General features: G+C 65.1%; 17 protein-coding genes and 5 pseudogenes. 4 read left to right on the forward strand and 18 right to left on the reverse strand.

The window, feature by feature from the left end; all coding sequences use genetic code 11:
- Positions 1 to 615, reverse strand: a pseudogene (locus ACN469_RS20460) (LVIVD repeat-containing protein); the annotation flags it as partial.
- A gap of 184 nt (positions 616 to 799) precedes the next feature.
- Positions 800 to 1,717 (reverse strand): serine protease, encoded by a 918-nt coding sequence (locus ACN469_RS20465; protein WP_498770392.1) that lies wholly within the window; start codon positions 1,715 to 1,717, stop codon positions 800 to 802.
- Positions 1,718 to 1,946: 229 nt separating this feature from the next.
- Between ACN469_RS20465 and ACN469_RS20470 the strand changes: the two are divergent.
- A pseudogene (locus ACN469_RS20470) lies at positions 1,947 to 2,073 on the forward strand (transposase); the annotation flags it as partial.
- A gap of 98 nt (positions 2,074 to 2,171) precedes the next feature.
- Here the strand turns inward: ACN469_RS20470 and ACN469_RS20475 are convergent.
- From ACN469_RS20475 to tnpC, 5 genes and pseudogenes are all read right to left on the reverse strand, one after another.
- Positions 2,172 to 3,368 carry a cytochrome P450 gene (locus ACN469_RS20475; protein WP_498770394.1) on the reverse strand — a complete coding sequence of 399 codons (1,197 nt, stop codon included), beginning with the start codon at positions 3,366 to 3,368 and terminating at the stop codon, positions 2,172 to 2,174.
- 213 nt (positions 3,369 to 3,581) lie between these two features.
- Positions 3,582 to 4,082 carry a Hint domain-containing protein gene (locus ACN469_RS20480; RefSeq protein ID WP_498770396.1) on the reverse strand — a complete coding sequence of 167 codons (501 nt, stop codon included), beginning with the start codon at positions 4,080 to 4,082 and terminating at the stop codon, positions 3,582 to 3,584.
- Positions 4,083 to 4,262: a hypothetical protein gene (locus ACN469_RS20485; RefSeq protein WP_498770398.1), complete on the reverse strand. Its 180-nt coding sequence runs from the start codon at positions 4,260 to 4,262 to the stop codon at positions 4,083 to 4,085.
- Between the two features lie 96 nt (positions 4,263 to 4,358).
- Positions 4,359 to 4,919: pseudogene (locus ACN469_RS20490) on the reverse strand (IS256 family transposase); the annotation flags it as partial.
- A gap of 79 nt (positions 4,920 to 4,998) precedes the next feature.
- Positions 4,999 to 5,730, reverse strand: a pseudogene (tnpC, locus tag ACN469_RS20495) (IS66 family transposase); the annotation flags it as partial.
- A 1,028-nt stretch (positions 5,731 to 6,758) separates the two neighbouring features.
- Between tnpC and ACN469_RS20500 the strand changes: the two are divergent.
- Together ACN469_RS20500 and ACN469_RS20505 are read left to right on the forward strand one after the other, a co-directional pair.
- Entirely contained in the window at positions 6,759 to 8,123 is a 1,365-nt protein-coding gene (locus tag ACN469_RS20500) for a DDE-type integrase/transposase/recombinase (protein WP_498770400.1), read from the forward strand.
- Positions 8,120 to 8,932, forward strand: coding sequence for an ExeA family protein (locus tag ACN469_RS20505; RefSeq protein WP_498770402.1), 813 nt, complete (start codon positions 8,120 to 8,122; stop codon positions 8,930 to 8,932). The genes ACN469_RS20500 and ACN469_RS20505 overlap by 4 nt, the downstream gene beginning before the upstream one ends.
- A 76-nt stretch (positions 8,933 to 9,008) precedes the next feature.
- On the opposite strand, the gene ACN469_RS20510 is transcribed toward ACN469_RS20505, so the two are convergent.
- From ACN469_RS20510 to tnpA, 5 genes are all read right to left on the reverse strand, one after another.
- Positions 9,009 to 9,764 (reverse strand): IS66 family transposase, encoded by a 756-nt coding sequence (locus ACN469_RS20510; RefSeq protein ID WP_498770404.1) that lies wholly within the window; start codon positions 9,762 to 9,764, stop codon positions 9,009 to 9,011.
- A gap of 115 nt (positions 9,765 to 9,879) precedes the next feature.
- The gene (gene tnpB, locus ACN469_RS20515) at positions 9,880 to 10,089 is read right to left on the reverse strand and encodes an IS66 family insertion sequence element accessory protein TnpB (protein ID WP_498770406.1); all 210 of its coding nucleotides are present in this window, start codon (positions 10,087 to 10,089) and stop codon (positions 9,880 to 9,882) included.
- Positions 10,090 to 10,150: 61 nt separating this feature from the next.
- Positions 10,151 to 11,550 (reverse strand): IS3 family transposase gene (locus ACN469_RS20520; protein ID WP_498768365.1). Its coding sequence is split into 2 segments (ribosomal slippage): positions 10,151 to 11,193 and positions 11,193 to 11,550, totalling 1,401 coding nucleotides; the frame shifts between segments, so codons are not numbered across the junction.
- A 54-nt stretch (positions 11,551 to 11,604) separates the two neighbouring features.
- Complete coding sequence (gene tnpB, locus ACN469_RS20525) at positions 11,605 to 11,775, reverse strand: IS66 family insertion sequence element accessory protein TnpB (protein WP_498770408.1); 171 nt, start codon at positions 11,773 to 11,775, stop codon at positions 11,605 to 11,607.
- On the reverse strand, positions 11,769 to 12,065 hold the full coding sequence (gene tnpA, locus ACN469_RS20530; protein ID WP_498770410.1) for an IS66 family insertion sequence element accessory protein TnpA: 297 nt from the start codon (positions 12,063 to 12,065) through the stop codon (positions 11,769 to 11,771). The genes tnpB (ACN469_RS20525) and tnpA overlap by 7 nt, the downstream gene beginning before the upstream one ends.
- A 118-nt stretch (positions 12,066 to 12,183) precedes the next feature.
- On the opposite strand from tnpA, the pseudogene ACN469_RS20535 reads away from it, so the two are divergent.
- Positions 12,184 to 12,402 (forward strand): annotated as a pseudogene (locus tag ACN469_RS20535) (hypothetical protein); the annotation flags it as partial.
- 148 nt (positions 12,403 to 12,550) lie between these two features.
- Here ACN469_RS20535 and ACN469_RS20540 read toward each other — a convergent pair.
- The 6 genes from ACN469_RS20540 to ACN469_RS20565 form a co-directional block, all read right to left on the reverse strand.
- On the reverse strand, positions 12,551 to 13,813 hold the full coding sequence (locus tag ACN469_RS20540) for an SAP domain-containing protein (protein ID WP_498770412.1): 1,263 nt from the start codon (positions 13,811 to 13,813) through the stop codon (positions 12,551 to 12,553).
- A gap of 197 nt (positions 13,814 to 14,010) precedes the next feature.
- Positions 14,011 to 16,293, reverse strand: a complete 2,283-nt coding sequence (locus ACN469_RS20545; RefSeq protein ID WP_498770414.1) for a Z1 domain-containing protein — start codon at positions 16,291 to 16,293, stop codon at positions 14,011 to 14,013.
- A 9-nt stretch (positions 16,294 to 16,302) separates the two neighbouring features.
- Positions 16,303 to 16,593, reverse strand: coding sequence for a helix-turn-helix domain-containing protein (locus tag ACN469_RS20550; protein WP_498770416.1), 291 nt, complete (start codon positions 16,591 to 16,593; stop codon positions 16,303 to 16,305).
- 889 nt (positions 16,594 to 17,482) lie between these two features.
- A protein-coding gene (locus tag ACN469_RS20555; RefSeq protein ID WP_498768365.1) for an IS3 family transposase occupies positions 17,483 to 18,882 on the reverse strand; the annotation gives its coding sequence in 2 pieces (ribosomal slippage) (positions 17,483 to 18,525 and positions 18,525 to 18,882; 1,401 coding nt in all).
- A 120-nt stretch (positions 18,883 to 19,002) separates the two neighbouring features.
- On the reverse strand, positions 19,003 to 20,409 hold the full coding sequence (locus tag ACN469_RS20560; RefSeq protein WP_498770502.1) for a DNA cytosine methyltransferase: 1,407 nt from the start codon (positions 20,407 to 20,409) through the stop codon (positions 19,003 to 19,005).
- A gap of 56 nt (positions 20,410 to 20,465) precedes the next feature.
- Complete coding sequence (locus ACN469_RS20565) at positions 20,466 to 22,505, reverse strand: ATP-binding protein (RefSeq protein ID WP_498770418.1); 2,040 nt, start codon at positions 22,503 to 22,505, stop codon at positions 20,466 to 20,468.
- Positions 22,506 to 22,516: the final 11 nt, after the last annotated feature.

A 22,516-nucleotide genomic window follows, 5' to 3' on the forward strand; every position in this document is an offset into this window, starting at 1 on the left:
CAGACCGCCCGAGGACTCGGCCTCGCCGCGACCCCACGTCATCCGCGCGGCCTCGAACGTCCCGGTGCCACCTACCTTGCCGTTGGTGCAGCGCGCATAGCAGCCCGTCACGAACCCGGGCCGTGAGACCTGGCAACCCATGAGCGCCACCTGTCGCTGGGCGTTCGAGAGCTCGAAGCGGTTGGTGAGGTGGAAGCTGCCCGTCATCTGCTGACGGACGAGGGGACGTCCATCCATCGTCCCTTCTCCGCCGCCTCGGGGAACCCGAAGGCTGACGAAGTCCGGGAAGGCGGCCGAGTTTCGCAGGTCCACCTGATAGACACCATGCGGCTCCAGGGCGGTGAGCGAGGCCGTGTCGCACTTCGACACGTCGAACAGCTCGGGAGAATCACAGTCGAACGTCGTGCCTCGGGGGACGGTGGCGGTGCAGGGCGCGTACTCGCCCGGGTCCTCCCAATCCGTGGGGTCGACGAGCGGCGTGTAGGTTCCATCCCACGGGTCCACCGGCGGCGGCGGTGGAGGCTCGGGCTGTCTGGGTTTGTCGTCCGAACAAGCGAAGCACAGCAGCGTGAGTCCGACGACGACAGCGCGAGGAACGGGTGACTCGAGGGCCATGAGGGTGAGGCTCCTGTCGAGAGGCGGCGTCCGGGGTGGACGCCCGCGCCCGCGGGGAAGCGGGTGCCTTGGAATTACAAGCCACGCGCGGAGCAAGAACACCCACGCCCCGAGGAGCACCCTCCACGGGGCAAGGACCGGTTGGTCGACGAGGACAGCCACGCTACACTGGCGGGTTTGTCTATTATTGGACGCCGCTGAGCTCGTGAATCCGCGCGTGGATCCACGGGAGGTAAGGGGAGACACGTGTGTAGACCCCGGGCAGCCCCGGGCGTCCGCAGCCCAGGCCGAAGCTCGTGAGGCCGTGGAGCGCATAGGACCCATCCGGCTCGGCCAGAACCAGGGGACCCCCACTGTCTCCCTGACACGAGTCCTTGCCCCCTTCCGGAAACCCGGCACCCAACATCAGCGCGGGAGCAATGGGAATCCGCTCCTGGGCGTAGGCGGCGACCAGCGCCTCATCACTGACGATGGGAACCTTCACCTGCATCAGGATGCTGGACGTGTCGTAGTCATCCTCTTTCGTCAGCCCCCAGCCCGCGATGGACGCGCTCGCGCCGACGGGGACCTGCTGCCCGGGTGAAGGCAGACAGACGGGCTGGGCCACCGGCCAACCCCTGACAGGGGGATGTGATGACCGCGAGGAGCGGTGCGGACTGGAGGTTCGTCCACAGGACGTCGAGGTCCCGCTTCCGAACGCGACGGGCGTCTCGAGCTTGAGGACGGCGATGTCGTTCTCCGACGTCTCCGGGTCGTAATCCGGATGATAGACAATCTTCGCCACCCGGGTGGTGACCTGCCTCGCCCCCGGTCCTCGGACGTCGTGCACCCCCGCGACGACCCGGAACTCAGGGATGCGATCATCCGCGACACAATGCGCGGCGGTGAGGACGATGTCCGTCCGGGGCTGGCTCCCCACACGCAGCAGACTGCCACCGCAGAAGTGGTACCCGATGGATTGCAGGCTGACGATCCAGGGCCAGGAGTAGGGCCAGGCCTCGATGCCTCCCACAATCCCCCGCGTCCCCTGCCCCACCCTGTCGGGCGGGTCCGGGTCCAGTGATGAACCCTCGCACCCCAACAGCCCCACCGCGACCACCATGCAGCGGGTCGACCCCGACAAGCTCGTTGTGGTCAATGAGACAGGCAGCCGTACGGATAGGACCCGCACGCACGGGCGAGCGCCTGCGGGAGAGCGCCTGACGGGCGAGGCGGTGCCGCGCAACCGGGGCTGCGTGACAACGGTGCTCGGCGCCCTGTCGCTCCAGGGCATCGAGGCCCATATGGAGGTAGAGGGCGGCACCAGCCTGGAAGTCTGGGGCCGCTTCGTGCGAGGCGCCCGAGTCGTCTTCCTGCCTCCCTACAGTCCCGACTTCAGTCCTATTGAGCTGGCGTGGAGCAAGTTCAAGGCGCTGCTGCGCAAGTGGCGGCTGCGTACCCGGTCTGGACTCCGCCAGGGCATCAAACTGGCCCTGGCTGCCATATCTCCGGGAGACACCTTGGGCTGGTCTACCCACTGCGGCTACTCCGTCGCTCAGCCCAACTGAACTACGCTGTCAGGTGGGGAAGAGTTCGACGGGCAGCGTCCTCGGCCCGCGAACGACGAGGGAGGTCGTCCAGTCGATGCGCTCCGTGCGCAGCTCCATCCGGCTCACGTGGGGGATGAGCTCCTCCAGGGCGATGCTCGCCTCCAGCCGCGCCAGCATCACCCCCAGGCAGTAGTGAATGCCATGGCCGAAGGTGAGGTGCTGCGCGTTCTCCCGCCCCAGGATGAACCTGTCACCCTCGGGGAAGAGCTTCTCGTCGCGGGCCGCGGAGGCGAGGGACACCAGCACCACGCTTCCCTTGGGCAGCTCGGTATCGGCCACCGTCACATCCTGCAGACACGTGCGCAGCAGTGCCACGACGGAGGGCTCGTAGCGCAGGGTCTCCTCGACGAAGCAGGGGATGAGGGTCGGCGTCTCCCGCAGGCGGGGGAGCAGCTCCGGGTGCTGGCAGAGCATCCGGGCGCTCTGTCCGAGCAGATAGGTCGTCGTCTCCACCCCGCCGGTGAACAGCACGAAGAAGAAGCTCATCAGCTCCTGTGGGGTCAGGGCCTGCCCGCCCGCGCTGGCGTGGAGCAGGTCGCTCATCAAGTCATCGCCAGGCGTCTTGCGCCGCGCGTCCAGGGCATCCTGGACATACCGCTCCATCTCGTCGAGGGTCTGGCGGCACTGCCCCATCTGCTTCGTGTCCTCCGGGTGGACACCGCCGATGAGGGCGATGTCATGCGCCCAGCGCTCGAAGTGTTTCAGCAGCGCGGTGTCCAACCCCAGCAGCCAGCAGACAACGGTGGCGGGAATGGGAACGGCGAGGGCTTCCATGTAGTCCACCGTCCGTTGCTCCATCATTCGCGCGATGCGCTCCCGGGTGATGGCGCGGATTCGCGGCTCCAAACGCTTGATGGCCGCGGAGGTGAAGTCCCGCAGGATGAGTGTCCGCAGCCGTCCGTGTTGGGGCGGGTCCAGGAAGGGAAGAGACTCCACCAGGGGATTCGAGCGCCCGAGCCATTCCGGCTGGAACGCCAGGCGCATCCCCGTGGAGGAGAAGAGCTGCGGCGACTTGAGCACGTAGTGTGCTTCGTCGTAGCGGGTGACGGCCCACATGCCGCCCGGGTCCACCTGGACGATGGGGCCCTGGCGTCTGAGCTCCGCCAGGTGCGCGTGGGGATTCTCGATGAATTCGCGAGACAGGCAGTCGAGACGGGTCCTCATGCAGCGACGTCCTTCCATGTCCGCTGAACGTTTCCGCGGGTCGTGTGGGTGGCGTGGTTGTCTGGCTTGTCTTGTGGGGTCCGAGCATGTCGTGATTGGATAGGAATTGCGCGGGAAATGGAGGGCCACGAAGTCCGCCACCGGACACCTTCTCTGCTCCGGCCCGGCGAACAGCCCGCGTGTCACCCTCCCGCGGCCCTTCTTGGCCCCTCTTCACCAGCCCGCCGCCCTCAACAGGGCTCCTCTCCGTCCCATGCTTTTGCGCCTGGCGGCCATCAGGTAGTCGCGGTGCCACTTCTCGGGCAGGTGGGCGAGCACGTCGCCGTCCTTGCGCGTCATGGCGATGGACTCGTACTTCTGCTGAATCTGGCCACCACCCACGACGAAGCCGTTGGCGTAGACGACGGTCTGGTCCGAGGCGAGCGCCAGCTTCTCCGCGTCCGAGCCCACCTTGACGTTGTAGACCTTGCCGGCGTACGGCTCGCGGCTGACCTCGACGAGCTTGCTGGGGCCCGCCCTGGTCATGACGACGTCGCCCTTCTTCAGGGCCTTGGCCTGGACCATGCCGCGCGCCAGGACCTGGATGGGGTGCATCTCCGTCATCAGCAGGGAGCGGCCCGCCTCGCTGCGGATGCGGATGCGGACCATGGGGACGGCCTCCACGCCGATGGCGGTGTCCATGACGGTGAGCGCGGGCTGGTGCGGGTTGCGCACCTAGTCACCCGTCTTGACGGACTCGATGGGTGCCACCTTGCCCGCGGCCAGCTCGATTTCGGTCCCCGCCGCCAGGCAGCTGTTGCTGATGATGATCCTCTTGAAGGGAGAGTTCGGCCGGCCGTTGGGGTCGCTGCTCAGGGTGATGGAGGACTGGGCCTTCACGGTGACGGGCCCCACGACGAGCACGAGTGGCAGCGTGATTCGCGGGTCAAGTCCCGAATCTTGTGTAGTTGGTTCGGAGGGGGTTCGGGGGAGGAAGGCTCCTTGGCGGCTTCAAGCAGGGGCAGTGTCTGGGGTTGAGTTGAGCAGGGACATGTCGAGGTAACGGCGGTCATCCCAGACGCCGGTGACCTCGAGGGCGACGGCGGTGATGAGGCGCAATGCGCTGGCACGGTCCGGGAAGGCGCCGACGCCCCGGATGCGGCGCTTGACCTCGCCGTGGAGGCGCTCCAGGCCGTTGGTGCTGCGCAGGCGCTTCCAGTGGGCCTTCGGGAAGGCGAAGAAGCAGGTGGCGGCGGCGAAGCCCTGGCGCAGGCACTCCATGGCCTCGGGCACCTGACGCCCCAGGCCGTCCTGGAGGGCCTCCATTCGCTTCCTGGCGTCCTGGAGGGTGGGCGCCTCGAAGATGGCCGACGTCTCTTTGCCGAGCCGCCCGCGCAGCCTCCAGGGGGCCTTGGCGAGCACGTTGCGGGTGAGGTGCACCGTGCAGCGCTGCAGCTTCGCCTCCGGGAGCGCCTGCCGGGCCGCCGCGGCCAGGCCCGCGTGCCCATCGGCGATGACGAGCCTCACGCCCGTCAGGCCGCGCTCCAGCAACTGGCGAAGCAGCTCCAGCCACGGTAACCGTCCGGCCAACGACGTGGCGTGAGAGGTTGATGACGGACGAGGGCTGTTTTCGGCGCGCGCCGCGATGAGCTCAGAGGCTGGGGTGGAGGTGTGACTCGGGCGGGTCGGTGGTGTGTCGATGCTTCCACTCGTGAGGAAGCAACTCACCGATGCGCGAGTTGGGATGCGCCTGCACGCGCAGCAGGACGTCGGCGAGGTACGCCTCGGGATTGACGCCGTTGGCCTCGCAGGTGGCCACCAGCGCGTAGAGGCCCGCGAGGTTCTCTCCCGCGGCCTCGTGCCCGACGAAGAGAAAATTCTTACGCCCGAGGGCTGCCTTCCTGAGCGCCGCCTCCGAGCGATTGTTGTCGAGGGGCAACCGCTCATCCTCGACGAAGCGACTCAGCGCGTCCCACTGCTTCATGGCGTAGGAGATGGCCAGCCCCAGGGGGCCCTTCGGCAGGTGGCGTGGGGCCTCTTCCTCGAGCCAGGCGCGCAGTTGCGCGAGGACGGGTACGCTATGGGACTGGCGCAGCTCGCGGTGCGCAGCGGTGCGTACCACGCCCGCGTCATGCGCATGGGCCTCCACCCGGTAGAGGGCGAGGATGAGGTCCAGGACTTCGCGGGCCTCGGGGGCGGTGGCGAGCGCGTCGAAGAAGCGGCGGCGGACATGCGCCCAGCATCCAACGCGGATGCGCCCTGCTGGCAGCGTCACCGCGTTGTACCCGGTGTACCCGTCCACCACGAGTGCGCCCGTGGTGCCACCCAGCACCTGCTTGGGCGTCTTGCCCGCGCGCCCCATGCTGAAGCGGTAGCCGATGAGTGTTACTGAGCGAAGTGGTTGATGGAGATCTCGGTCGCGACGAGCGTGCTGGTTGCCGGGAAGGGATGTTGCAGGCCGCGCGGAGTCCAGCAGCGAGCCGGATTCTGGCGCGCCACGCTGCGTGAGGTAGTCCGCAGGGTTCTGAGAGGACGGGGCGCGGCGGTGTTCGCCAGCTCGCGTGAGAGAAAGGTGACCTGGAGCGTGCGCCAACACGCTCACAGGTCGAGCGCCCCGCTTGACGTGTGAGAGAGAAGCGAGGCACCCAAGGAGTCGTACGGACGCGCGTCGGCGTCAAGTCCTGGGCGGCACAGATGCCGTCCGTGTCGGCGGTACGCCCGGCGAGCTGCGCCGCTTGCGGCGCGGCGAGCCGACCTGTGGGAGGGCCTCTGGGGCTTCATGGGCATGGCAGCCGGAGCCGCCAGGTGCGCGGGCCGCTGGACGCTGGTGCGTCGCCCGTCCTCGTAGAGCTGCGCGTGCGACGCTACCGCTGCCGTGCGTGCGGCGTGTCGCAGACGGTCGTGCCCGCGGAGGTGCTGGCCAGAAAGCTGTATTCGCTCGCGGCCCTCGCCTGGGCGCTCGCCCTGTGGGGGCTCGAGTCGCTGACGGCTGCGGCGGTGCGCAGGCGCGTGAGTCCGTGGGACGTGGTGGGGCCAGGGAGCGCCGGGCGCTGGGACTCCCTCTGCCGCTGGGCCGGGGAGGCCAGGCGCGGGAGGCTGCTCTGCTGCGTGCGGCCGGCGCCCGAGGACTGGACGGCGCGAGCGGTGGCCGCACGAGCAGCGACGACAGTCGCCGCCTTTGCGCTACCGGCGACGGGACCGCCCTCGCTGTCCGCCTGTGCATTCTGGGGAGCCGAGCGCGCTCGCTAAGGGACTCGCTCCGCGGCCATCGGCTCGCCCCGCTTTAGAAGTCCGTCCCACCCGACAAGCCCCGTCCTCGAAGGCCTGCCTCCGGCGGGACGGTAGGCGTCTGCTCTCCCAAGAGGCCCATGCCGGGATGAGGGGGGGTACGGGAAGGGAAGTCCGCGCAAAATGAAGAGCCTCACCCCGAAGTCCCACGCCGAGGCGGTGGCGGTGTTTCGCCACGGAGTCATCGGCGTCCTCACCCAGGCGCAGATGGACCGAGGCCAGCTCGCCTCGGCGCTCGAGTCCCTCGCCCAGCAGCGCTTCGTGCCGCCGGGCGCCAAGGCGAGCCACTGCTACTCGGCGGCCACGCTCGAGCGCTGGTACTACGCGTACAAGAAGCGCGGCCTCTCAGGCCTCGCCCCGCGCGGCCGCAGCGACAAGGGCCGCGCCCAACAGCTCTCGGCGGCCCAGCGCGAACTGCTGCTCGACATCCGGCGGGAGTACCCGTCCGCGTCCGTGACGCTCATCCTGCGCACGCTCGTCACCGATGGCCGGCTCGAGAAGGACGCCGTCTCGGCGACGACGGTGCGCCGCCTCTTCGCGGAAGCAGGACTCGACCGCGTCGGAATGCGTGACGGCAGCGGCACGAAGACGCGCCTGCGCTGGCAGGCCGAGCGCCCCATGGCCCTGTGGCACGCGGACGTGCTGTGTCACGGGCCTGGACTCACCGTCGGGGGCAAGTCGCTGCCCTTGCGCATCCACGCGCTGCTGGACGACGCGAGTCGGTACGTCGTGGCGCTGGAGGCCCACCACACCGAGCGCGAGGTGGACATGCTTGGCCTCATGGTGCGCGCCCTGCGCAAGCACGGTCCGCCGGACGCTCTCTACCTGGACAATGGCGCCACGTACCGGGGCGAGACGCTCGCCACCGCGTGCGCTCGCATCGGCACGTCGCTCTTGCACGCGCGGCCCTACGACGCCCCCGCCCGCGGGAAGATGGAGCGCTTCTGGCGCACGCTGCGCGAGGGCTGCCTCGACTTCCTCGGGCCTGTCGCCTCGTTGCACGACGTCAATGTCCGCCTCTGCGCCTTCCTCGACGCGCACTACCACGTCACGTCGCACGCTGCCCTCATGGGCGCGACACCGAAAACCGTCTTCGAGGCCGCGCCCCGGGCGCCCGATGGCTTCGACGAGGCGAAGCTGCGCGAGGCCCTCACCACCCGCATCCGCCGGCGCGTGCGGCGCGACACCACCGTCGCTGTCGATGGCGTCGACTACGAGCTCGACGCCGGCCACCTCGCCGGGCGCCTCGTGCACCTGTGCCGCTGCCTTGTCGACCTGGGCGAGACTCCCTGGGCCGAATTCGAGGGCAAGCGCTACACACTCCACCCCGTCGACGCGGTGAAGAACGCGCGCCGCACAAGGCCTCTGCGTCGGCCGCCCCTCCACGACGAGACGTACCGGCCACATCCCGCGTTTGACCCGCCCCGCGCGCTCCTCGACCGCGCCGTCGGGCGTCCTCCTCGGCATCGCGATGGAGGTGCTTCATGACGCCCGCCTACGTCACCCACTTCGGCTTCCGCGATGCGCCCTTCTCCAAGGAGATTGCCGACGCGGACCTCTGGCTGCCGGCCTCCAAGACGGACCTCGTCGAGGACCTCTGCGAAGCCGTGCGCGAGCGGCAGAGCGTCATGCTGGTGGGCGAGCCCGGCGTCGGCAAGACGTGCGTCCTGCGCGCGCTGCGCCACCGGCTCCCCCAGGCGGGCTTCCGCCTCACCTACTGTCACAACGCCACGCTGGGCCGCCGCGACTTCTACCGCCAGCTGTGTCTTGCCCTCGGGCTCACACCCTCCGCCACCGCGGCCTCGGTCTTCTACGCCGTGTCCAGCCACGTGGAGGACCTCGGTCGCGAGCGCATCCACCCTGTCTTCCTTCTTGACGAGGCGCACCTGCTCCACCAGGACGTGCTCGACCACCTCCACATCCTCCTCAACTACCAGTGGGACTCCAAGGCGCTCCTCTCCCTCATCCTCGTCGGACTGCCCGAGCTCGACTCGCGGCTCGCGATGCGCCGTAACCGCAGCCTCGCCTCCCGCCTCGCACGCCGCCTCACCATCGACGCGCTTGGGCCCGATGACACCGCGGAGTACCTCCGCCTGCGGCTGAAGAACGCGGGCTGCGAGCGAGAGCTCTTCGCCTCCAACGCGATGGCGATGCTCCACGAGGCCGCCTCCGGGGCTCACCGCGACATCGACCGGCTCGCGACCACTGCGCTTCGCGAGGCCGCGCGTCGCAAGAAAAAGCTCGTCGAGCGCGACGTCCTCGCACGCGTGCTCGACACCGACTCCGCCACTCAGTAGGCCGCTCCCATCTCCGAGCGCGCTCGCTCACGCTCGCGCTCGGTGATGCCCATCAACCAAGCGGATCGCTCGTCCATCAACCAGCTCGCCTCGCAACAATGAGCCACTCGCCTCGCTCGTTATGCGTCAGGAATGTCCAAAGGTAGCCGCGCTTCGTCTTCTTCACGTCCAGCACATGCAGCGGCGTCTCGTCCGCCCACACCACCTCGGCCGAGGCGATGCACTGCAGCAGATGCTCGGACAGCGGCAGCAGCACCGAGGCGGACTGGTGGAAGAGGTCCGTCAGCGTGCTGCGGCTCATGGGGAGTCCTCCCCGCTCCAGCCTCTGCGCCAGTCGGTGAAGCGGCATGGCGTCGGCACACTTGGAGACCACCACGTGCGCCAGCAGGCCCGGGCCATACTCGCCCCTGTCCACCACCCTGGCGGGCGCGGGTGCCGTCACCACGCCCGCACCGCACTGGCACGCGAGGACTTCCTGCACGCGCACCTGTCGCTCGAAGCGGGCCGGCAGGTACTCGTACATCTCGGTGGTGCGGCCCTTGCCCAGCGGCTTCAAGTCCTCACTGCCGCAAGCAGGGCAGTGGCGCTCCTCGGCTGGGACAGCGTGGCGAATCTCGCGGGTGGGCGCCTCCTGGGCCCTGCGGGCCGCGCGCTCCCGTCGCCTTTTCAGCGCCGCCTCGTCCCGCGCGGCCTTTGCCTCCGCGCCCGTCTCTTCCTCGCGCAGCTCGGCTGCCACCGTCGGCAGCTTCTCCGCCTTCTTGCCGAAGACATGGCGCTGGAGGGCCGCCATCTGCCCCTTGAGGACATCCAGCTCCCCGCCGATACGGCCCACCTCCGCTTTGAGCTCCTCGGCTTCCTCGCGCCAAGGGCAATGGTGGTCGAGTGGCAACTGACGGGGCACCCGCGAGCAACAACCCGCCGGGTGGACCATTGCCCTCGTCAGGTGCTCAGCGGCCTGCTGCCCGCCCCGGAGGCGCCCAGGCGGGCTGGCGCTTGACCGCAGCCACGTCAATGCCATCCAGCAGCATCGCCAGTTGCGTGGCGTCCAACAGCACCGACTGGGCATCGGCGTCCACCGGCGGCAGCCGGAAGCGGCCCGTCTCCAGACGCTTGTAGTACAGGACGAAGCCGCCGCGGCTGAAGGTGAGGATTTTCACCCGGTCTCCCGGAACCTGTCAACGCGGATGAGACAGAGAATTGGTGAGAATACTGCGTGGTCTACTGAGAGGCGGAGAGCCGCGCGGGGTCGTTTATCCAGACGGCGTTCGGAAGCGACTGAGGCTTGGGAGGGCCGCGGGGGAAGCGCTCGGGGTGAGAGGCGTAGGCGGCAGCGAGCACTGCGGCTCGGGTGGCGATGCGCTGGGCAGCCAGGCCGTGGTGCACGTCGTAGGGCGTGAGCAGGCCGAGGCCCGCGTGGTGATGCTCCTGGTTGTACCAGCCGAAGAAGTCACCGCAGAAGCCGCGAGCGTCGTGGAGGCAGCCGAAGCACTGGGGGAAGTCAGGCCGGTACTTCATCGTCTTGAAGTGCGCCTCACTGAAGGGGTTGTCGTTGGAGACATGAGGCCTGGAGTGCGTCTTGGTGACGCCCAGGTCGGCCATCAGCAGGGCCACCGGCTTGGAGGTCATCGAGGAGCCTCGGTCGGCGTGAATCGTCAACTGGCCGGGCACTATCCCCTGGCGTTCGCAGGTCTGCGCCAGCAGCTTCTGGGCCAGGGTGGCCGACTCGCGATGCGCCACCATCCAGCCAACGACGTAGCGACTGAAGACGTCCAGGACGACGTAGAGGTAGAAGTACGTCCACTTCGTCGGGCCGTGCAGCTTGGTGATATCCCAGCTCCAGAGTTCATTGGGTTTCGTCGCGTGCAGTTGGGGCACCGGGTGGTTGGGGTGGCGCAACTGGTTGCGTCGCTCGCGCACCTCGTGGTTGCTGGCGAGCATCCGGTACATGGTGCGCTCCGAGCACAGGTAGCGGCCCTCGTCGAGCAGCTGCGCGTAGACTTCCGCGGGCGCGGCATCCGCGAATCTCGGCTCATGCAGCACCGCGAGCACCTCGGCCCGCTGCTCGGGCGGCAGGGCTCGCGGTGGGCTGGCCCTGGGCACCGACTCCTGCTTCGGCTGGGCCCCTCGGTAGAAGGTGGCGCGAGCCAGGCCCAGTGCCTGGCACACGGGCGCCACGCCCCACTGGCCAACCGCCTCCCTCGCCACTTGCATCAGGGCTCCTCGTCGGGCTTGGGCAGTTCCACTCCGAGGATTTCCGATACTTTTTTTTGGAGGTCCAGCAGGGCCTCGGCTCGCTTGAGGCGCACCTGGGCCCGGGCCAACTCCTTCTCCAGCTCCGCGACGCGCCGGGCACTCGCGTCGGGGACCTTCGCCGGCGGGCCGCGCTTCTTCGGATTCTGCGCCGACAGCTCCCCTTCATTGCGCTGGCGCCGCCACACGCTCAGCAGCGACGAGTACAGCCCTTCCCGGCGAAGCAGTGCTCCCACTTCACCGGGCTTCGAGCAGCGGTCTGCCTCCGCGAGCACCCGCAACTTGTACTCTGCCGTGAAGCCTCGGCGCCGCGCCTTCTCCTCCACCTCGGTCTCCCTGACCCGCGCTTCTTCCACCACCGGTTTCATCGTCCCTGCCTGGGTCGCCCTGCACACTAAACTGCTCGGTACGGACTGTCTCACTCACGTTGGCAGAGAGGGTCCGCGCCGACTGACGAAAGCGAAGAGGTGGCCTGAGTAGACGTCCTCGCCCCATGCGGTGCGCACCAGCGTCATGAGCCCATCAATCGACTTGCGCATGTCCACCGGCCCGGTGGCCAGAAGGATTCGCACCGAGGCCGGCAGTGTCAGCACGCGGTGCGCTCCAGCGCCGCCACCAGTCGGGCCACGTAGTCCACGTCCGTGCCGGGGGCGAAACGCACGCGCGCTCCAGCGGAGCCAATGACTTCCAGCGCCAACGCCTCGAACGCTGGCTCCCGGCTCACCTGCACCGGGAGCAGGCGCACAGCCGGCTCGACCTTGGTGCTCACCTGGCGCCGATGGCGGTAGACCCATGACTGCACGGTGCTCAGCCGCAGCCCCCGGCGTCCGGCGAACTCCCGCTGCGTCAGCCCGCTCGCTTCGAACTCCTCCGCGACGCGCACCCACTCTGGCTTCTCAACTCTCCTCCTCATCCGTCGAGGGATGACCTGCCACACTCATCCCGGCAACGCCCCGCAGCACGTCGTCCGTCGGACGGATACCTCTCCCACGCCGTAGGCCACCAACAACCTCGCCGAGAGAGACCTGCGCCATGCCGTCATCTGGCGCAAGACGAGCTTCGGCACCCAGAGTGAGGACGGCAGTCTCTTCGTCGCACGCATCCTCACCGCAGTGACGAGTCTCAGGAAGCAGGAGCGCAACGTGCTCGAATACCTCACGGCTTCCGTCGAAGCTCAGCTCCACGGCACTCCCGCACCCTCGCTGCTGCCCGGCACGTAGCCTCAGTTCATCTTTCCAGCGGCCCGCCCCCGTGAACGGTTACGTGTTAACTACACACGATTCGGGACTGGACCCGAGCCCTCGTGAATGCTTACAACTGGGACACGGTGTTCAGAAGCAGGCACCTAGTGGGGTTGGCGGCATTGGTTCAGGTGCCTGATTCCATCGTCGTGTCACTATTTCGCTGCTCGCCATTCTGCTGTCTTTCGGGGATTGAGGGCGGCGTGGAGAAGAACTCCAGCAATCGCTGAATCTTTTCCCGCTTTGCCCCTCCTGTCTTGATCTGATGCTTCGAAAGCACAGCTTCGAGTTGTCGCAGATCAAGCTCCATAAGGAGCGCGGCTTCGCCCAAACGCGACTCTCGGAGCAATCGCACAAGGTGCTCCTTCGTCCCTGTCACGCGGTTCGCGTCGATTCCCGCGAGGATGTCTGAAAGGTCTTGGCCGCGAAACGCACCAAAGAGGGTGTCAAAGGCCGCCGGAGTCAGTACGCGAGGCTCGAGCGGTGGAGGTGGTGGCTCGGCAGGCTTCGGCCGGATGTCGTAAGCGAGAGCAAAATGACGCACCAAACGAGCGATGAGTTCATCCTTGGGGCCAGCCGCACCAAGGTCGAGGTCACGACATAGATCACGCAAGCTTCCGAGCGACACCACCCCAAGAGCTTCCGATGGCTGAATGTAATTCTCCACCAAACGTTGGCACTTCTCGTCCTTCGTGCCAGTCGTCCGAAGCTCCGCTGCGTCTAAGACAGCACTCGTATCGTTGCCGCTCAGCCGCTCAAATAGGCGTTTGCGAGCATCTGCGCCGGCCTCGATCCCCAAAACCTGCCGAGCAATTGCAACAAGGTCCTCGGGAAATACCAATGAGCCGTTGGTGATGTAGGCCACCCCACTCGAACGCAAGCCGTTAAGAGCGGCTAGGAACGCGTGATCCGTATTCCAGAACGAATAGAAGTCGCCGTGATGCTCGATAAGAAAATGTTCCACCTGCCGAATCTTGAGTTCACGACGAAGCACCCCCAGCAAAGCCGCCTCGGAAGCATCTAGCTCGAGTTCGTTCCGCCGCGCCTCAAGCAGGACGTGCCGATAGACGCTAAGACCCTCGTTTCTCCCGAGAAGTTGACCACTACTCACCCGCCGAGAGAGAGCGAGCGTCTCTGCGATGGCATGCTCCTTTAATCCCGAAAGCTGAGTCGAGTGCGCATCAACATCCAAAAGCTTCTCCAGAATCCAGAATGCCGGCGGCTGGAGATTGTAGATCGTTTCCCGCACATGCTTGGGGCTACGCAGTATGTTCTCAAGGTTCACACAAGCAGCCGCACGGGACTCAGCCTCGCCCAGCTCAAGGAAGTGATGAGAGAGGCGCTCAAACGTATCCTGGTCCAACGCTGCGAGAAGGTCCACGAGTCGCATGCCAACGTTCCTCATCTGGCCTCGGCGAGGGCCGAGGGACCAAATTGCTCGAACTGCTTTGATCAGGGAATTGCCTTCGCACCGTGGCGTTCCGTGTAAGTGAACGATGTACCGCACCTCCGACATGCCGTGAAGTGGGGCTTCTCATCCATATCCCGCGTGGACGGGGCCACGGTCAAAAACTGCGGACATCCAGCTCATTCGCCCGTATCAGCGCTGTCGTTGAACACATGCGCGGGTAGGTCCTCGCGCTCGGGAAGGATTAATTCCGGAAAGATGTACGGAAAGTCGATGTCGACCTTAACGGTCTTCCCGATAGCCTTCAGCTTCCGTGAGTCGTCCTTGAAGATGCAGAGCACTGGGAGGCCGGCCCCACGCAGCATCTGAAGCTCGGAGCCGTAGACCATGCCTTCGGTCAATTTATTGCGCTGCGCAACACGTGCATAGAGGTAAGCAGAATTCCCGAAGAGTTTAGTCGAACTCTCTAGAACGCTCTTCATTGCTTCGGGATCCCATTGTTCCGTACCAAGTTCCTGGTACGGCAGGTAGTCGAGCGCGTCTATGACATCGGCAAGTGCGATCCGGTGCAATTGGTCGCGTAGAATAGTCTCGAACTTCTTGTTCGGGAAAAGAGTCTCCACTCGCGCCAGGGCTTTCCTGTGTTCCTCCGCCGGATTCTTCGCATTGAAGAGGGGCGCAGCCGGATAGAGATGTTCTCCAGGCATGTACGCCACGACATGGGACGTATCGAGCACGTTTGTCCGTGTAGCCCGTAGTTTCTTGGCTACTTGCACCGGAACTCTGGCACGCCTGCCGTTCCTTCCCAAGAGTTCCCTCAGGCGCTCCTCGGCAGTGCATATTTGATGAAACCGCAGCGCCTGAAGCTCAGGGATGTACACGCGAAGGAAAGGGCGTGCTCCGTGGCGGTAGCCGAACATGCGCGCATGCTGGAGCATCGTGTCCATCTGCGCAATCTTGGCGGAGCGCAGGTAGTACGTGACCAGCAGGTTATCGATTGTGAGGCCGCGCCCAAGGATGTTCCCGCCAACAATGAAGTTGAGCTTTGGCCCGAACTTTGCGTCGTCCTGCTCGGAGTTCACTACCTTCACTTCGCGGTCTCGCAATCGGCGCCGCACATACAATTCGACGCTTTCCAGCGAGGGGACGGGGGAAACGCTGCGCGACAGTTCGTGGAGACCACGTTGCAATGCAACGCGAGCAATGTCTCGCGGGCGGTCGCCCTTAAGCGACTCGTAGATCTCCATGAGCAACTCGCGAACGCGGTCGGCGGCAATCTGATGGTCGTTCTTCCGGACGCTGGTGTGGCACAGGTAGTTCTGCGGCCCGAACTTCGACTTTTCGTTGATCAAGCCTTGTGCGGCAGCGGCAACGAGGAAGTAGGCCAGCGAGTTCCGCAGACCCTCGGGCATCTGACCGTTGCCAAGCTGGTCTGCTTCATCGGACGCGACGTAGACGAGCGGGGCACGCCCCTCGTCGATGACGTCTTTCGGGAAGAAGAATTCGCCTCCCGTGTAGCCTTGGCCTGGCTCAAGCAGCTCGGTGAAGAGAGGACGAAGCGGACTGTCGGTACTTTGGAGGAGCAGCGCGTAAGGAGTCGCAGTGACCTGAAGGTAGAGATGATGGGGAAGCGTCTGGCGAATGGAGAGCCCCTGTTCCCCTTCGCGCTCGTTGACGTTCGTCTTGGAGAAGATGGCACTCGGGACAGCCTCGACTCTCGTCTTACCTGCTGCGCGCGCACGAGCGCGTGCTGCGACACTGGTATCGAGTGAAGCTTGGTCAGCCTCATCGTCGAGAATCAAGGCAGGGTAGTTCGCTGCCTTTACAGTCCGGAGGAATTCTACGAAGGTCGATAGATGTGAAGTGTTCTTTGCAGTTATCAAGACAAGGCCCGCCTCGGCGATCGATGCGCGGACATGATCCACATCTGCAAGCCACGATCCGATATCCGTTGACTCCTTGACTACGACACCCTGGAGCATCCCGAAGCGTCCGGCGGTCTGCTTCACGAGACTCACGTTGTCCGACGTGAGGACCACGACGATACGGAATCCGTTATCAATCGCCATTGCAGCCGTCGTGATCATGGCGAGTGTCTTGCCACTCTGCACGCGTCCGTAAAGCAGGCCTGTCGGGCACTCCTCACGAACGGGGCGAGCCTCGGCCGATCTCCCGGACCCGGATGGGCCGACCTCCTCCCGCGCAACGTCGATGTCGTAGCTCCTGAGGATCGACGTCATGAGCTGCGTTACCTGCTGCTTTACGCGCTCAAGCGTTTCGAGGGACATCGGCTGCGAATCGTTCGCCCCTGCGGCAAGCGCATCGAGAGTCTCGCGCAGGACAGGCCCGTCGATGCGGGGCACAAGAGTGGACTCCGCCGCCACAATCGTTGCGGTCTCCAGAACTCCGTTCACCATTGCCTCCTCTTGAACTTGAAAAGCATCGTCATCCGAAGTCGCCAATAGGACGGGCTAAGTCTCATGCTTCGCTGAAGGGCTACGCTGGAAGAGTTGCGCCACATCCACCTCGAAGCCTCCGCACAGGCGCGCCAGCGTCGTGAAGGTGGCGTTGACGTCCTCGCCCTCCACTCGTTGGAGGAGGCGCGTCGTCATGCCACAGCGGTGCGCAGCCTCCTCCTGCGTCCAGCCCTTCACCTCGCGCAGATGACGCACGGCTGCAGCCAGCCGCGCCTGCAAGTCGTGGTAGGCCGGGCTCTCGTATTGATCTGCCCGCTCGGGTCGGCGTTTGCGGGACTGCGCCATCTTGCATCCGACCGTAGGAGCGCCTACAAAGGGGGCGCCACGCCTCTAGCGTCGTGTCGCTAGGAGCGTCATCACAACAGCAACACCCAGGAAAGACCCGAAAGGCGCTGATGAAGTAGATGCACTGCGGCAACGACATGGCACCAACGCGGCGGCCTGCCCGGTCTCTTTAACGAGGACTACGGGACGAAGACCGCCCTACCCACCCGGGCGGAGCCGTCCAATAGTAGGAGAACAGGCTCATGATGAGCGTACTGGTCGAGGACTACCAAGTCGACAATCTGTAACTGGCCTCTCTCGCTACTTACGAAAAGCGAGGGCCAGGGCGGCAAGCGATCGAAGCGGCCCTCGGTCCCCATGCGGAGCATGAGGGGTGTCAGACCCGTATGTCATATTTAGCCCATGGAGCAATCGCTGAACGCCTCATGGATAGGCGTAGGAACGAGCCCATTTTGGACAAGGCCAGCGCATTGAGCACGCAGCCGGCCCGCCTACAGGATGCGGCCTCGGTGCATATTGAGCACCGAGTGATAGCAACCGCTCACCCGCAGTTTTCAGCAGCATTTAGAAGTGCTGCACCTGACCTGAGGCCTTCACCGGCCGTTGGTCTGCTGCGCATATTCCTCAGACGGAACTAGGAGAGGCGCATGAATACGGAACTGGAGCTGACAACAGAGGGGTGGGCTATGCCCTTGAATGCGAACACTTTCCATTACTTCCGTGGTGGCCGCTCGCTTTGTTCGCGTTGGATGTTCACCGGTCAGCTGTCCGGAGACACCGGGCAAGCATCCCTGGATGACTGCAAGACCTGCGCGAGGAAGCGCCAGAGCGAGCGAACGGAACCTGTCAACGCGGATGAGACAGAGAATTGGTGAGAATACTGCGTGGTCTACTGAGAGGCGGAGAGCCGCGCGGGGTCGTTTATCCAGACGGCGTTCGGAAGCGACTGAGGCTTGGGAGGGCCGCGGGGGAAGCGCTCGGGGTGAGAGGCGTAGGCGGCAGCGAGCACTGCGGCTCGGGTGGCGATGCGCTGGGCAGCCAGGCCGTGGTGCACGTCGTAGGGCGTGAGCAGGCCGAGGCCCGCGTGGTGATGCTCCTGGTTGTACCAGCCGAAGAAGTCACCGCAGAAGCCGCGAGCGTCGTGGAGGCAGCCGAAGCACTGGGGGAAGTCAGGCCGGTACTTCATCGTCTTGAAGTGCGCCTCACTGAAGGGGTTGTCGTTGGAGACATGAGGCCTGGAGTGCGTCTTGGTGACGCCCAGGTCGGCCATCAGCAGGGCCACCGGCTTGGAGGTCATCGAGGAGCCTCGGTCGGCGTGAATCGTCAACTGGCCGGGCACTATCCCCTGGCGTTCGCAGGTCTGCGCCAGCAGCTTCTGGGCCAGGGTGGCCGACTCGCGATGCGCCACCATCCAGCCAACGACGTAGCGACTGAAGACGTCCAGGACGACGTAGAGGTAGAAGTACGTCCACTTCGTCGGGCCGTGCAGCTTGGTGATATCCCAGCTCCAGAGTTCATTGGGTTTCGTCGCGTGCAGTTGGGGCACCGGGTGGTTGGGGTGGCGCAACTGGTTGCGTCGCTCGCGCACCTCGTGGTTGCTGGCGAGCATCCGGTACATGGTGCGCTCCGAGCACAGGTAGCGGCCCTCGTCGAGCAGCTGCGCGTAGACTTCCGCGGGCGCGGCATCCGCGAATCTCGGCTCATGCAGCACCGCGAGCACCTCGGCCCGCTGCTCGGGCGGCAGGGCTCGCGGTGGGCTGGCCCTGGGCACCGACTCCTGCTTCGGCTGGGCCCCTCGGTAGAAGGTGGCGCGAGCCAGGCCCAGTGCCTGGCACACGGGCGCCACGCCCCACTGGCCAACCGCCTCCCTCGCCACTTGCATCAGGGCTCCTCGTCGGGCTTGGGCAGTTCCACTCCGAGGATTTCCGATACTTTTTTTTGGAGGTCCAGCAGGGCCTCGGCTCGCTTGAGGCGCACCTGGGCCCGGGCCAACTCCTTCTCCAGCTCCGCGACGCGCCGGGCACTCGCGTCGGGGACCTTCGCCGGCGGGCCGCGCTTCTTCGGATTCTGCGCCGACAGCTCCCCTTCATTGCGCTGGCGCCGCCACACGCTCAGCAGCGACGAGTACAGCCCTTCCCGGCGAAGCAGTGCTCCCACTTCACCGGGCTTCGAGCAGCGGTCTGCCTCCGCGAGCACCCGCAACTTGTACTCTGCCGTGAAGCCTCGGCGCCGCGCCTTCTCCTCCACCTCGGTCTCCCTGACCCGCGCTTCTTCCACCACCGGTTTCATCGTCCCTGCCTGGGTCGCCCTGCACACTAAACTGCTCGGTACGGACTGTCTCACTCACGTTGGCAGAGAGGGGAACACGCAATTCCATGTAGCATAGGAGTCTCGTGCCAGTCGGCAGGCTCAAGCCCGGGTATAGAGGCCCCGCAGCCCAAGCTTTCCCAGTGCGGACTGGAATCTAGGGTCGTAAATCCCAAGGGGACCAACGGTCCATGTTCCGGTGAGCACCCCAACGATTGCCTGACCATGGGCATGAGTGAACCGCGGCGGAACAGCCTCCCCAATCATCGCGCGGACATTCGAACTGCCCCATCGATCTAAGGCATCGCCCCAGTCGAAGGACTCGGGAAACGTTTGCAGATGGGCGCACTCCGCCATGCTGAGCACCCGGTTCTCGTAGGGGTGGAGGGTGATGTCACTGCCGACATGCCCGCTCGCCGTCGTGATCGTTGAAGCCGGGGCGTCCGGACTCATACGGCGGTAGCTGGTCGTGCGAAAGCCGCGAACGAGCCGGTAGCGGCCACCGCGCCCCCGGACGACGGGCCGCAGTAGCGGCACCTTACAATTGGAGCACTCGGCCGCGTCCTCATCAGTCACCGTTTCGGCACATGCTCCGCAGGAGTTGTTCTGCCAAGCACTCCCGCCGCTTCCAGGTGGAATTGCCGAAACCATCGCGTAGCGATGATCCCGTCCCCATATGGGCACGGAATGCAATCCGGTCCCTGCCGTCTCCTGAGAGCTAGCGTCCAAGGCACCCAACCGGAGTTCCTGCAGAGCCTCGGCGACAGTGATGTGAGGAAGTCCCTTAGAGTCTGCAGCGTATGAGGGTCGCGGATATGGTGCCCAACCAGATTCTAGGAGACCACGCAGGCCGCCCTCGTCCCGACGCAAGAAGGTCAAGAAAGCGCGCTTACGGTTTTGTGCCACTCCGAAATCGGCCAAGTTCGCGAGGAGTGGGAACACCTCGTACTCTCGCGCGAGCAGCGTCACGAGGAGAGTGGCTGCCGACACACTACGGCCCGTACGTGGGTGACGCACCTTTCGAGAGAGGAAGGCCTCAACGTTCTCTACGACCACGACCCGAGGCTTCAAGGCATTAGCCACCTTTGCCACCACAACCACCAGGAGGTTGCGCGCGTCACGACTCCCCGCGTCGGCGTCGTCCCATGAGCCCCGGCCGCTGCGTGCCGAGCTCATTCCTTGGCATGGCGGACACGCGGCGAGAAGAGCGGGAGGCGTGGACCCAACGACGTCACGATACGCCGAGACAACCTTACGCCAAGTCGAGCGCAGGTCTCCTGGAACGCCGACAGCGCCAATGTGGTTCCGGAGAGCAATCTCCAATCTGCGCGGATCGAGTTCCGCCATCACCCTGAAGCGAAAACCCGCCTGGGCGAAACCCACGTCACCGGCCCCGCAGTTCGAGAAGAGGCTCACTGCATTCAATGCGTCCGGCCCAACTCGAGCATGGTTCGAGCGAGCCGTCCTCTGACTTGACCGACCAGATTCGGCCTTCTTGTTGTTCCGCACGCCCGTTACCTCAGCGTGCTTCTTTGTAAGCGCCAACTGCCCCTCCCACTGACTGACTACGGTGTCGCCGCAGTCACGGCCCTGTCGCGTGCATCAAGGAACTGCTCGTGCGCGACCTTTGCCCTGTTCAGGAAGTCGACCCAAGTGATGCGCACCACCTGCCCCTTTCCAACCAACTCCTTGAACAGGCGCGCCTCCTTCTTCCCTTTGATGTCGACGTCGTCAGCCACCAGATCGATTTGCCACCCGTTGAACTCATCCATGAGGGTGATATTCGCCTCGAAAAACGCTTCGAAGGCCTCGACGTAGTTGTACATCCGATCGAAGTCCGCATCAGTGAAGACGTGGCCGGCAGCCTTGATCTCAACGATGTGCAGCATTCGGTCCGCACTCACCAGCACGAAGTCTGGGCGCTTGGTGGTGTAGGTGATGGCGAGCGTGACGGTGGTTCCGGTTCTCTTCTTCCAGAACTGCTCGAACATCGTCTTGAACGTCTTGAGCCGCTGATTGATGGTGATGACGCTCCAAGTAGGGTGAACGAGCCAAGGCCCCTCCGTAATGATGCGCTGGAGGTCTTCCTCCTTCGAACCAGTAGACTGAATGATCTTTTCCAGCTCTCCGATAATGCGTACGCGCTCGCTCGCAATCTGCACGTAAGAAGCGAGTTCGGCGAGTCGCGTTTTGCCGAAGAGGTCGGCGAGCTTGTTCATCGAAGGCGCTTTTCCCGTCGCGCTCTTGGAGAACTCCTGGAACGCCTCAATGAGGGCCTTGTGCGGAGCGACCGCAAGCAGCACATCGGACAGGTCTTCGACGTACTGGCTGTCTTCAAGCTCGTCCTCTGCGGCAAAGCCCCCCACCTGCTCGGCCAGGGAGACGGCGGCACGCACGATGGAACTGTCGCTGAAGCGTGCCTTAGCCTTGTTCTCGAAGTCCGCCTTCTCGACGAACATCTTCCGTACTCTTTCTCGGCGGGGCTTCCTGGAAGCGGCGCCAATTTCGCGGATGCGCTCACCACCCCACTTCCGCAAGGCGTTGCCGAGTTCGGAGTCCCAAAGAATGCCCTGTCGGTCGGTGCGAACCAAATCCTCCCCTTCGTCGAAGTCCAGCCATTCGGCATGCACCTCACCAACTAAGTACGAACGAGTCGTGAACTCGCCGGTGAAGCCCGCAGGCTGCTCAAAGTCGCGTGTGGTGGCGACGATCTTGTTACGAGCGTAGACACGCACACCAGCCATCTCCTCGTCCTTGTACGCCTCCTTCGCCAAGCCGAGCCACCCAGTCACCTTGAATTGCTGCCCAGTGTCCGTGGAAACGGGGTAGTTCGACACGTCGACCTTTGTCCCATCCATGAGCGGGATTTCGAAGGGGTCGACCTTCTTCCGCGGGTTGTTCGCAGGGTCTCGCGTGTCCTCGATGAAGATCGCGAAGTCTGTCGTCGCGAACACGAACCGACGAGCGAGCTGGCGGTGGAAGATCTTGGTGGCCGGCACACGCTTGTTGGAGAAATCCCTCAGTAGGATCTTCGTCCCCGTTTTGGGGCTGTACGTACGATCCTGCTTTCCCGGCATGAAGGACACCGGCTCATCCGTCTCCTTAACGATGTCATCGAAGCACATCACGAAGTGCGCCGTGATGTACCCCTCCGGCATCTTCGACCCACCCGAGGAAATCACCTCGATGGTGCGGCAGATTCCGAAAGGGGCAAGCTTGCCGATGCCCTTACGGCCCATTACGGGGCGCTTCTTACCCTGCGACACACTCCCTCTCTGCGGGTCCCTGCGCCGGTCGCGGCCGACCCTGAGGAAGAAGTCGATGGCCTCGCTTGGCGTCATGCCATGGCCGTTGTCTTCGACCTCAATGGAGTACCCATGCTCGTCAAGCTTGCCGTCGGGCTGGCGGGCAGCCAGTTGAGTCCCCAACGGGAGGCGGACCGTGACCTCCTCAGCATCAGCGTCGTAGCTGTTGGCGACGAGTTCAGCGACGACAGCGCTCGCCTGGTCGTAGAGCTTGACGCCCAGCTTATCGACCGTGTTCCTGGAGATGCGCATCTCGTATGGACGAGCATCTGGCTTCTTGGGTTCAGAGGGAGTTGCCATCAGGGTGTCCG

It is taken from the genome of Corallococcus terminator, from assembly GCF_049194865.1.
In the GTDB taxonomy this organism is placed as follows: Bacteria; Myxococcota; Myxococcia; order Myxococcales; family Myxococcaceae; genus Myxococcus; species Myxococcus terminator_A.